Below are 12250 nucleotides of genomic sequence, written 5' to 3' on the forward strand. Positions count from 1 at the left end.
GCTTTCAGCTTCGAGCTTTCAGCTTCTTCAGCTTCTTGCTTTCAGCTTTTAGCTTCAAACTTTTAGCTTTTAGCTTCAAACTTTTAGCTATTACAATTGGTTACTAAATATGAATAACACCTGGCAAATAAAAATCAAAGGCAACGTCACCATAACTGCCCCTGCAACTCTGGAAAACATGACCACCTGCGTCCTCTTGGAACAAGAAGACTGGTTCGAAGATGAGATGCAGCTGATCCGGCGTATAACAATGTCCGGAATGAACTGCCTTGACATCGGGGCCTGCTACGGTGTCTACGCCAAAACCATGGCCCAGGCAGCAGCCAAGGTCTACGCCTTTGAGCCAGGCCCTGAAGTAACCGAGTACCTAAACAGCAACAAGCCTGACAATCTGGAAGTAATCTCCAAGGCCCTGTCAGATAAGCCAGGAAAAGCCTCTTTATCCCAAAGCCCCCCGGAGCTGTGCAAGACCACCCAGGGCAGTGACTTTGAGAGAATCACTCTGGATAATTGGTGGAATGAAGCCGGTAAGCCTCAAATTGACATTATCAAACTGGATGTAAATGGCCACGAACCACAAGTGCTGCAAGGCGGCAGGGATTTTCTTACCCAGAGTTCGGCCCTGATTATATTTTCCGCTGCCAGTGCCGAACAGAGTATGACTGTGCTCAATGACCTGGGCTATGAAATATATCGCTATCTGCCCGGACCTGATCATATAGTTCCTTACTCAGAAGCCAAAAAAGACCAGTATCTGCTGAACCTCATAGCTGCCAGGCCTGAGACTGCAGAACAGCTGTCCGCGTCTACACAGATAAACGTCAACTGGCAGAACTATCTTGGTTCCCTGCCCTGGACCCGGGAGTTTATGCCCACATGGCAAAATGCAGGCTTTAACTACCTTCAGGCTCTGGATCAACTCTGCTCCGGCAGATATGAGCAGGCAGTTGCAGGCTTGGTTAAAATTTTCAGCCAGGGCAGCCCCCAACCCTCTATTGTGGTTTCTTTAAGCAGAGCCTTATACATGGTCGGAGAAAGAAGAAGAGCGGTCCAGATGCTGGAGCAGTTAAGCCAGGCTACCCAGCAGGGCCAAGAGCTTAATTTCAACCTGCCCTTCCTGCCCCCAATGCCCGAGCAGGATCAGATTCCGGTTAAAGAGTCTTCAGTGGAATGGGTAAAAGCCAGGTGCATGGAGGCCTGTGTTAAACTCAGGGCCTTTTCAGGATATTTTACCGGGGACAAGGACCTGCAGCTGCTGAGAACCATCCACCAGAATCCGGAACGCCTCATTGAATCCGAACGCCGCCTGGCCCTATGCGCAATGCGTATGGGTAAGAATATACAGATTCGACCCGAAAGCAGGCTGCTGACTGATGAGCATTTGAATGCCGGGGTGTGGGCGGAGATTGGGGGAGGTATACCTAATCAAGCAGAAAATAATGTAAAAAAAGACGAAATATCCAGAAATAGAAAAACCTCCTCTGAAGCTGAAAAACAACATTTCTGGGATAAAATCCAAGTAGCCCAGGCTAAAAATGATAGAGCAACTTACTGTATAGAACTTGAGAAATATTTGGGAAAAAATCCAGATGACATAAAAGCCTTATCAATGCTTACGAACTATTACTGGTCCATATGGCTCCCTGATAATTATCAAGTACAACTTATTAATAAAGCTGCAAGATATGTCAAAAAAGAACATGATAGAAATACGGAACTAAACAATGTTTTCCAAAAAATCCAGATTTTAACCCTACGCAAAAAAGGTGTTGAAATTGGAAGACAAAAGCTTGCAAAGTATGAAAATATCCACAGAGGAGAGCGATGCGTAATAATTGGGAATGGTCCAAGCCTCAACAAAATGGATCTTTCGTTTTTAAAGAATGAATATACTTTCGGGATGAACCGGATATACCTTGGTTTTGACAAATTTGACTTTCATCCTACCTACCACATTTGTGTTAATCCGGCCATGCTACAGCAATCTGGTCGTGAAATGCTGGAAAAGGTAAAATGCCCAAAGTTTTTTCATTTTGAAGCAATTCCTACATTAAAACCTGACGATGATGTTATTTATCTTAATTGCAGAAAAACCATGTCAATCTTTCACACAGATCCACGACATGGAACCAATTTTGGTTCTACGGTTACACATGGGGCTTTGCAGTTGGCATATTTCATGGGTTTTCAGGAAGTGATCCTCATTGGCGTAGACCATTACTTTGCTACCAAGGGTCAGCCACACAAACTTATTGAATCTCAAGGCGATGACCCCAATCATTTTGACCCTACGTATTTTGGTAAAGGATACAAATGGCAACTCCCAGATCTTGAAAACTCAGAAGTGGCTTATAGAGCAGCAAAATACCACTATGAGTCCGTTGGCAGGAGAATTATTGATGCAACGCTTGATGGGCATTGTCAGGTATTTGGAAAGGTAGATTATAGGGTTCATTTTGATTTAAATGTAAATCACGATAATTTTATATTAGGTCCAATGTCTCGCACTGATTCAGTAAGCATTGATGAAACAAAAGCAATAGCAGAAACATTACTGCCAAAGATAAATAATGGCGTAATGATCGATGTTGGCGCACATTTCGGTACCTCATTAATCCATTTTTTAAATAATAATTGGACTATTCTTGCATTTGAACCAGATAGCAACAATTATAAAAGATTAAAATCTAACATAGACAAACATCCTAACAAAACTAGAGTTCACATTGACAGGAGAGCGGTAGGCAACCAGAAACAAAAGAATGTCCCGTTTTACGTGTCAGAAGAGAGTACAGGCATAAGCACATTGTCCAAATTTCACCAATCTCATATTGATAATCAAAACGTTGATATCGTAACCCTTCAAAACGCGCTTGAAAAATTTGATTTCCCGCATATTGATTTTCTCAAGATTGACACAGAAGGCCATGACTTATTTGTCCTTCAAGGCTTACCTTGGGACAAGTATAAGCCTACTATTATTGAATGCGAGTTTGAAAACCTGAAAACTCTCAATGTTTCACCGCCATACACTGTCAATGACTTAGCAGATTTTCTTTTAGAAAAAGGATACAAGCTTTTGGTAAGTGAGTGGCACCCAATTATCCGTTATGGCATACGTCATGATTGGAATAGACTGTCAAGATATGATAGCAGGCAAGACCTTGATAAAAGCTGGGGGAATATAATAGCTTTTACTGATAGCAATCATGAAAACGAATTTATTTTGAATCTAAAAAATCAATTCTATTCAATGCCCGATAAAAACGATATAGATAACTCTCACAAAAGATCGCATCACAATATAATTAATATAGTGAACAGCGATATCCTTACAATTGAAAATTTACTTTCAAGATATATACACACTCAAGGCAAAAAACTTCAAAGCGTTATCGATGGTGGTGCAGGACAAGGTACATTCCTACAAGACATTTGCAAACATTTTGATAACGATTGCAAAATATTCGCTGTAGAGCCATTCCCAGGCAATTTAGACATGTTAAATAAAAACATTTCGCAAGATAGCAGAATTAAGCTATATCCTTATGCGCTCTCCATAAATGAAGATCATAGATATTTCTTCAATCCCAAAACTATTAATGAAGATTCTACATGGGGCAGGAAAGGGTTTGCTGGTTGCTCAAATATTGGCAGGTTAATTTCTGAACAAGAAGCTCAAAATATTTTACGAAATACTCAACAATCATCAGGAGACTTATTTGTCAACAAGATTGCCTGCACCACGATTGATTCCATCATCAAAAACTATGAAATCAATAATTTAGACCTACTAAAGCTTGACCTACAGGGTGGAGAGTATGATGCATTATTAGGTGCAAAACATTCAATTAATAACATTAGCTTGATATGGATGGAGATTATTAATGATTTAAGACCTCTTTTGTTACTATCAAACCAAGGGTTTTCTATTATGGACACACTTTATGTATTTCCTGAAAAATCAGAAAATATCCTATCGTTTAACGATAATTTTAGAATTATCACCAAAAAAATATCGTCTGTTGATACAGTGTATGTTTTTGCAGAAAGAAAATTCAAATGGAAAAATATTATCGAGGAATGGCCACAAATAAAGAAGAAGTTTGGGATGATTCAAACTGATTTTATTGGCATTAATTCAAATATAGCCAATGACATAATACAGTCAACCAACCCAGAGAGAGAGAGAGAGAGAGAGAGAGAGAGAGAATTATCAAACACAGTTAAAGCGGTTAAACACCATATAATACCCGCAAACGAACATATCAACTCTAACGGCAAGCATTTTCATGAAAATTTAATAACTGCAGCAAATATCAACCGAGCAAACAACGAGAAACTTCTTTCAATAGCTATACCCACATATTGTCGTCCAAATGAATTAAAACACTGCTTATCGAAGTTTATAGAACAAATATCAGGAAAATATGAAGATTTTATTGAAATCATTATTACAGATAATTGCTCTCCAATAGAATGCTACAATGAGGTATCTGAATTTATAAGAAATTATAAGTTTATATATAGTCATCGCAACTTACAAACTTTCAATATAGAACAAAATATTAAATTATGTGCTGAAAAATGTACAGGCAAGTATCTTTGGATTTTTGGAGATGATGACTATATAGAAGATAAAAATGCGATAAATTGTATCCTTAATATATTAAGTACATCAGAATATGAATTTCTTGTATTAAATAAAACACGAAAAAACAAGAATTTATCCGTGAGCCTTACGAATAATTGGATGAATCTCGATTGCAATAAAGTGTATCCATTTGATGGACTTCGCAGTTTCTGTAAGACATTTGGGCTGATTAGTGTACTTGGTTTTATTAGCGCAAATATATTTGATAGAAAGAAGTATGCCAATATCGATATTAGTAAATACTTTAACACTTACTATCCTCATGTAGGTGCATTTATGGAAGCATTTCATAGCTCAAAAGTATTATTAATTGGCAAACCTTTTATTTGTCACAGAACTATTTCTTCTCAGGAAAAAATAAGCGACTTGGCAACAAGACCCGTTGATGAAGATTTTTCAAAAAATGAGTTTTTGAGAAACCAAAAACATCATAGCTTTAGTTGGATTTTGATGCTTGAAAAGCTCATCAATTTAGGTGTGTTCTCATATGATGATATTTTACAATTGAAGGAAAATACAATTTGCAATGGCTTACTGATAGACTTTATTTTTAAACATCTAAAAAATAATATTTATTTCGAAAACCAACCAAGCGATGTCAAGAATTCAGTAAAAAAATTTTTTAAAAATTTAAACCTTGAACATAATCAAAATTAATATTCAGCATTACTTTAGTGGCGAATTTGCTCAGTATCACAGTATTTTAAAATTAAATTATATTTACGCATTATAATACTACATTAAAACAAATTTTTATTAGGTGCATTATGCAAACAGTAATACTCTGCGGTGGTCTTGGAACCAGGCTTCGGGAAGAGACCGAATTCAAGCCAAAGCCCATGGTCCACATCGGCAACAAGCCCATCTTATGGCACATCATGAAGATTTACGCCCATTACGGTTTCAACGAATTTGTCCTGACCCTGGGCTACAAGGGTGATGACATCAAGGATTATTTCCTGCACTACGAGGCCATGAACAACGACATCACCCTGGAACTTGGCAAGCCTGACTGCATTTCCATGCACAACTGCCATGACGAGGCAGGCTGGCGCGTCACCCTGTCCAATACAGGAGAACAGACCCTCAAGGGAGGCCGCCTTAAACGCGTGGAAAAGTATATCCAGGGCGATACCTTCATGCTCACTTACGGAGACGGTGTGGCGGATGTGGATGTAAAAAGACTCATTGAATTCCACCTCTCCCACGGGAAGATAGCCACTGTAACCGGAGTCAATCCCATTGCTAGGTTCGGAGAACTCAAAATCGAAGGAGCTCAGGTCAAATCATTTCAAGAAAAGCCCCAGGTGGCGGACGGCGGCTTGATCAGCGGTGGTTTTTTTGTGTTCAACCGCGAAATTTTCGACTACCTGACTCCGGATGAGGCTTGCGACCTGGAGCATGGCGTCCTTGAGACCATTGCCGCTCAGGATCAACTCATGGTATATGTTCACAGGGGGTTCTGGTACTGCATGGATACCCTGCGGGATATGGAAAAACTGGATGCCATGTGGAAAAAGAACCAGGCCCCGTGGAAGGTTTGGTAATGTCTCAACTCTTTAACGACATTTTTAGGTCCAGGAAAGTCCTCATCACCGGCCACACAGGTTTCAAAGGCTCCTGGCTGGCCTTCTGGCTTATCCAACTGGGCGCTGATGTAACTGGATTCGCTCTGGAGCCGGATACAGATCCCAGCCATTTCAAACTGCTTAACCTGCCCATGCGCTCCATTATCGGTGATATCCGCGACCCCCAGGCACTGGCTGGAGCAGTTCAGAAAAGTCAGCCGGAAATAGTCTTTCACCTAGCTGCCCAGCCCCTGGTCAGGCGTTCTTACCGTGAACCAGTGGAAACCTTTGCCTCCAACGTCATGGGCACCATCCACCTGTTTGAAGCCAGCCGCAAGATTGAGTCAGTCAGGGCCATAGTCAATATCACCTCGGACAAGTGCTATGAAAATCAGGAATGGATCTGGGGTTACCGTGAAAACGACCCCATGGGTGGACATGACCCGTATAGTGCTTCCAAGGGCTGTGCCGAACTGGTCACATCCAGCTGGCGTAATTCTTTTTTTCATCCTGACCAGTATGAGAAATCTCATCAGGTTTTGCTGGCCAGCGCCCGGGCCGGGAATGTCATCGGCGGGGGGGATTGGGGCGAGGATCGTCTGATTCCTGATATCATGCGCGCTACAGTCGCGAATAAGCCGGTGATCATCCGTAATCCACAGGCCACACGCCCTTGGCAACACGTCCTGGAGCCACTGAGCGGCTATTTGCTCCTAGGCCAAAAGTTGCTAGATGGCCGGAAGGAATTGGCCCAGGCCTGGAATTTCGGGCCTAGTGACGCTGACACCATTACTGTCGGTGAAGTGGTGCGGCGCATTAAGAAGCACTGGAATGCATTTGATTATGTGTTACGGCCTAACCCGGACGAGCCCCATGAAGCCAACCTTTTGCGACTGGACTGTTCGAAAGCGCGGGTTGAACTGGGCTGGGAAACGGTCTGGGACAGTGAAACGACGTTTATCAAGACCATAGAATGGTACAAGTTTTTTTATGAAAACAATGAGCTGCGCACTGCAAAGGCTTTGGATGAGTATGAAGAAATCTTGATGACTGTGCAAAATGCATGCAAATGATTCTTCAAATTGATGGCCGTGAGCACACGAATCAGATCAACATTCCTGCTTCTAAAACATCAACCTAAACTAAAGGTTATTTTTGAACGAAACCCACTCAAATTTAAATATGTGAAGTTTGTGGCCAACGTAAATTGACCACTGTACTGGATTTGGGCCTACATCCCTTATGCTACGATTTGATACTCATTGGTAATGAACTGATATTTAACGGGAAAAGCGCAATCCACATTGCGAGAACGTTCTTTGGCCGTAAGAAAAATTTCGCTGGCCAGAATTTCTGGGCAATTGGTTTTTATGTTTCAACGATTGGAAGAGACGAGCAAACCATACGTGAGTATATACAGAACCAAGAGAAAGTAGACAAAAGGCTTGAGCAGTTGAAGCTGTTTGATCAATAGTTGCCTTTAGGCGACTCCATGTTTTCAACCGCTTTGAGCGGTTCAATTATTACAACGCCTCGGCTTTGCCGGGAGTTGCTGCCCTCTGTGAAATTGAAGTTTAATTATTTGAATATTTCATTATTTTGTAAAACAATCCAAAATATAAATGACTAAAGGTAAAAATAAAATGAATCAAATGATTGAGGTTTTCAAGTGTGAAGTTTGTGGAAATGAAAAACTATTTCCTGTGATTGATTTGGGATTGCATCCACTTTGCGACGAATTAATACCTGTGGGTAGCCAATCATTATGTCATTATTATCCTATCAAAATTTTGTATTGTAAGAAGTGTTCTACTGCAATTCAGCGTTATCAGGTGCCAAAAATCAATCTTTTTCCTCAGAGTTACCATTATCGTTCTCGCTTTACAGCTGATGTTTTAAACGGAATGAAGGAACTTGTAAACTCAATCGAATATTACCTAGGTGGACTATCTGACATAACAGTTCTCGATATTGGTTGCAATGATGGCAGCTTGCTAGACTTTTTTTCCTCCAAAGGTGCAAAAACGATCGGCGTTGAGCCGACAGATGCATTCAAAGATGCAGAAGGTCGCGGACATATAATTCTTAACAAATTTTTTTCTTATTCTGTTGCTAAAGAAATAATAAAAAAAAATCAACAAATTGATGTTGTAACATTCACAAATGTGTTTGCTCACATTGAAAATTTGCCAGAATTGCTAAGAGCAGTTGACACTGTCATGAGCGATAATTCAATTCTAGTAGTAGAGAATCACTATATGGGTTCTGTTTTAGAAAAGAAACAATTTGACACTTTTTACCACGAACATCCTAGAACTTATAGTATAAATTCATTTATACACATCGCTGAAACACTTGGCCGTAAAGTTATAGATGTTCAATTCCCACAAAGATATGGTGGGAACATCCGTGTTGTTATCGGAAAAGCTAAAGATGCATTATCTGAGGCAAATTTCAATATGAAAGTCAAAATGCAACACGAATCTGCATTTCTTGAGCAGTTTGCTCAAATGCGCTCATTTATTGATACATGGAAGTCTCAAAAGAAGGCAGAAATCCTTGAATTGGTAGGTACTCATGGAAAATTGTCAGCAAAGGCGTTTCCTGGAAGGGCTGCGATATTGGTAGCCATGCTTGGGCTGACAGAATCTGAAATAGAGGTTGTGTATGAAAAACCAGGGTCGCTGAAAATCGGACATTATCTCCCTGGCACACGCATACCTATACGCTCGGATGAGGAATTATTCGCTCGTATCGATCAAGTAGAGGTGCTTCTCAATTTGGCGTGGCATATTCCCAAAGAAATTGAAGGTTACCTTTGTGAGCATGGTTTCAAAGGTCGAATCGTTCATATTATTTGAGAGTCATGGCAAAAATTGACAGATGGCTGATTGTTGGTAACCGCAGATGGGCAAGGTTGATCGCTGGCGAGCTATGTGCTGCCGTGCCGGAAAAGACCATTATCCATATGCAGGGTGATCCAGATGATGTTGAGCTTAAGCAATGGCTGAAAATTTCTGAATTAGGAAAGCGCGTTCAAGTTGTATCAACGCCAGTTCCATGCGCTTCAACAACAATCGGGGTTGCGTTAATCATCAACTCAGCCTATCTGCACCGCAAGTCCATTAATGAAGCACTATTTGCTGGCTATAACATCATAAGTGAGAAGCCGATTGCATTTTCACAAGAGGAAACCATTGATTTAATCAAACTAGCTAATTCGCTTGGACTGTCACTATTCTGTACGAATACTTACCTCTTCGCAAGTTACCTTGATAAGTTGCGGATGAATTACTTGGATGGTCGAAAATTTTCATCCGTATATATAACTTGGCTAGATGCTGCAAATGAAATACGTTATGGTAAATCCAAATCATATGATTCCAGCGTGCCTGTTATTTTCGATGTACTCCCTCATGTTGCAACAATTCTCTACGCCACATTAGGAGTGTTCAGGCCGATTCCAGTCAATATTGTTGTAAACGGTGGTGGTAGCGATGTATCGATACAATACTGTTACAATGGGACAAATGTTATTGTGCGCATTGCCCGTAATGCGGAGCAGCGAGCACGGTCTATAAAGTTCATCGGATCAGACTATCAACTAATTTTTGATTTTACTATTGAACCAGGAATGGTAAGGGTCAATAATTCTAAACCAATATCAGTTGATAAAGATTGGCATAATAAACGTAAACCTATCTCGACAATGCTTGCCAGTCTTATTGATTTCTTCGAGTCGGGAAACTACGATATACGTCTTGGTTCGCATGTCTCACTACTTGGAAATGAACTAATTGATGGAATTGTTGATAGTTACGTCGATCAACAAGTTTCTTGCTTAAATTTAATCAATGGAATTAATGTTAATTTTTTGGATTTGAATATGCTTTATGCAATCAAGGAGGCACTTTCAATTTCAGAACGTGTAATACCGTATATTTCTACAAATTCATCACTGCGAAAATTAGCAATGAAAAATCTTCATCGTGAAGGTGTAACCTCAAATTAATTGCATAAACATGTTAAAATATAATATTATTAAACGTACTCATTGTCGCCTGTGTGGAAGCAACAACTTAACACAATTCATGCACTTTGACTCTATTCCTTTTTTTGATGAAATTGTCATGCATGAAATGCGCGGTAATGAGTTCTCATATCCGATGGAGCTCTTTTTTTGTACTGAATGTTTGAGCGTGCAGACCCAGCACGATGTCAATCTTCATCAGTATTACAATAGCTATCAATATGTTGCTTCAAATTCTCCATACATTCGCAGTTACATGCAATCATTGGTTTCTAAATGTCAACAGTGGATACACTTTAATCCAGGCACTAAGGTTATTGAGGTCGGTGCAGCTGATGGATATTTACTGTCTCTGTTTCAGAAAAGAGGTGCCAGTGTATTAGGTTTTGAAGCGGCGTCTAACCTGTGTCAGTTAGCCACAAGTATCAACGTCAAGGTCATTAACGCGTTGTTCACAGAAGACACGATTGATTTAATACCTTTGGAGTTCAGAAAAGCACACTTGCTCGTATTGCTTCACACATTCGATCATCTCCCTGATCCTTCTAATTTCATGAAAAACGTCAGGCAGATACTTGATCCACAGAAGGGGGTCTTCCTGATCGAGGTGCATGATCTTCATGACATCTATTCAAAGCACGAAACTGCACTTTTTGGTCATGAGCACACCACCTATTTGCACTACAGCTCCATAAGTCGCTTCCTCAAACGCCATGGTTTTCGCATCATTGATTTCAATTTTTTGCCGAAGGAAGTCTGCCGAGGCAGTTCCATGCTCGTTGCAGCAACTCCCCAATATAGCCATCTTGTATCGACAAGAGATCTATCATCATTTGACAATCCTGCACTTGACAAGCTTTCAACGTTTATTGAGTTCCGCTCGGAAGTCTTAAGTTCATTTGCATACCTCAAAAAATATGTAGAGGAGAAACGGCGTTCCGGAGTGCGTCTTGCAGCTTATGGTGGATGGGGACGTGGGGTCACAACACTTGCCATGGCTAAATTGAATAATAAACATTTTGAATTTGTAGTTGATGCTAATAGCACATTGCATGGTTGTTATACGCCTGTATCTGACATAGTAATTGTATGTCCACATAGAGTCAAAAGAGATTATGTTGATGAAGTTATTGTTTTTAATTACGCATACATTGAAGAAATAAGAAATACACTTTCAAATTTTATCAAGTGTGGTGGAAAGGTGATTTCCGTGATTGACTTACTTAACAAATCAAATCGCGGTCTGGGGTCAGGTCTTGTATTTTGATTTACCTGGGTATCTGTGCCGTAGCAATAAAAATTCGAATAAAATCCGTAAATCGGGGTAACTGTAGTATCCAATAATACGACGCACCTTTCCCAGCTAACAAAACGCATAAAAAATTAAAAATAATGCCACCGAGAACCGGCAGACCATGTTCATTTTCTATTGTAGTGTCCAATAATACGACGCACCTTTCCCAGCTAACAAAACGCATAAAAAATTGAAAATCATGCCACCCCGGATCGGCAGGCTACAATCATTTTCCATGCTTCGGCACAGAATTTTACCGATCCATAGTGACGAACGGAGCAAAAAACAGCGTCGAGACTATCCAACCCAACCATTGGACGCAACAATCCCTCGGCTGCCATGCGCCGATCCGAAGGCCTCGACAAGACTTTCAAGATGCTGGCTTATACCCAGGCGTAGCTGTGATGCAGGCCACCCAGCCAGGAGGGAAGAAAGTGGGGACAGGTTCTTTAAGTTGCATTTTCTAACCCATTCCGCTATATTCCTCTCAACCCAGCAACCACAAGCCTTAACGGAGGTCAGCCATGCCAAGAATAGCCAGATTTATTAGGGATAATCAGCCCAGCGTATACCATATTGTTTCCAGAACAGCTCTTCAGGGCCTGCCCATCAAGGATAAAGACAATGACTTTCTGCTGGGCCTGATCAAAAAGCTCAGTCAATTCTACTTTGTTGATGTGCTGGGATTCGCACTTTTAGGCAAC

At 40.6% G+C, this 12250-nt stretch carries 6 protein-coding genes and 2 pseudogenes; all 8 read left to right on the forward strand.

All coding sequences use genetic code 11. The features are described 5' to 3' along the window. The first annotated feature begins 109 nt into the window (after window positions 1-109). Window positions 110-5311 (forward strand): FkbM family methyltransferase, encoded by a 5202-nt coding sequence (locus LZ23_RS23315; protein ID WP_084590934.1) that lies wholly within the window; start codon window positions 110-112, stop codon window positions 5309-5311. A gap of 110 nt (window positions 5312-5421) precedes the next feature. Continuing rightward, window positions 5422-6201, forward strand: a complete 780-nt coding sequence (gene rfbF / locus LZ23_RS07380) for a glucose-1-phosphate cytidylyltransferase (RefSeq protein ID WP_045212900.1) — start codon at window positions 5422-5424, stop codon at window positions 6199-6201. Then, on the forward strand, window positions 6201-7295 hold the full coding sequence (gene rfbG, locus LZ23_RS07385) for a CDP-glucose 4,6-dehydratase (RefSeq protein ID WP_045212902.1): 1095 nt from the start codon (window positions 6201-6203) through the stop codon (window positions 7293-7295). The genes rfbF and rfbG overlap by 1 nt, the downstream gene beginning before the upstream one ends. A gap of 212 nt (window positions 7296-7507) precedes the next feature. Continuing rightward, window positions 7508-7696 (forward strand): annotated as a pseudogene (locus LZ23_RS07390) (transposase); the annotation flags it as partial. Window positions 7697-7865: 169 nt separating this feature from the next. Then, complete coding sequence (locus tag LZ23_RS07395; protein WP_052507199.1) at window positions 7866-9083, forward strand: class I SAM-dependent methyltransferase; 1218 nt, start codon at window positions 7866-7868, stop codon at window positions 9081-9083. A gap of 5 nt (window positions 9084-9088) precedes the next feature. Beyond that, window positions 9089-10234, forward strand: a complete 1146-nt coding sequence (locus tag LZ23_RS07400; protein ID WP_045212904.1) for a Gfo/Idh/MocA family oxidoreductase — start codon at window positions 9089-9091, stop codon at window positions 10232-10234. A gap of 10 nt (window positions 10235-10244) precedes the next feature. Further along, window positions 10245-11519 carry a class I SAM-dependent methyltransferase gene (locus tag LZ23_RS07405; protein ID WP_084590935.1) on the forward strand — a complete coding sequence of 425 codons (1275 nt, stop codon included), beginning with the start codon at window positions 10245-10247 and terminating at the stop codon, window positions 11517-11519. A gap of 551 nt (window positions 11520-12070) precedes the next feature. Then, window positions 12071-12250, forward strand: a pseudogene (locus LZ23_RS07410) (hypothetical protein); the annotation flags it as partial.

This window comes from Desulfonatronovibrio magnus (assembly GCF_000934755.1).
Taxonomy (GTDB): Bacteria; Desulfobacterota; Desulfovibrionia; order Desulfovibrionales; family Desulfonatronovibrionaceae; genus Desulfonatronovibrio; species Desulfonatronovibrio magnus.

What these genes read in the sequence shown, in the direction of transcription:
- LZ23_RS23315 (WP_084590934.1), top strand. Translation starts at nt 110, where the DNA reads ATGAATAACACCTGGCAAATAAAAATCAAAGGCAACGTCACCATAACT.
- rfbF (WP_045212900.1), top strand. Translation starts at nt 5,422, where the DNA reads ATGCAAACAGTAATACTCTGCGGTGGTCTTGGAACCAGGCTTCGGGAA.
- rfbG (WP_045212902.1), top strand. Translation starts at nt 6,201, where the DNA reads ATGTCTCAACTCTTTAACGACATTTTTAGGTCCAGGAAAGTCCTCATC.
- LZ23_RS07395 (WP_052507199.1), top strand. Translation starts at nt 7,866, where the DNA reads ATGAATCAAATGATTGAGGTTTTCAAGTGTGAAGTTTGTGGAAATGAA.
- LZ23_RS07400 (WP_045212904.1), top strand. Translation starts at nt 9,089, where the DNA reads ATGGCAAAAATTGACAGATGGCTGATTGTTGGTAACCGCAGATGGGCA.
- LZ23_RS07405 (WP_084590935.1), top strand. Translation starts at nt 10,245, where the DNA reads ATGTTAAAATATAATATTATTAAACGTACTCATTGTCGCCTGTGTGGA.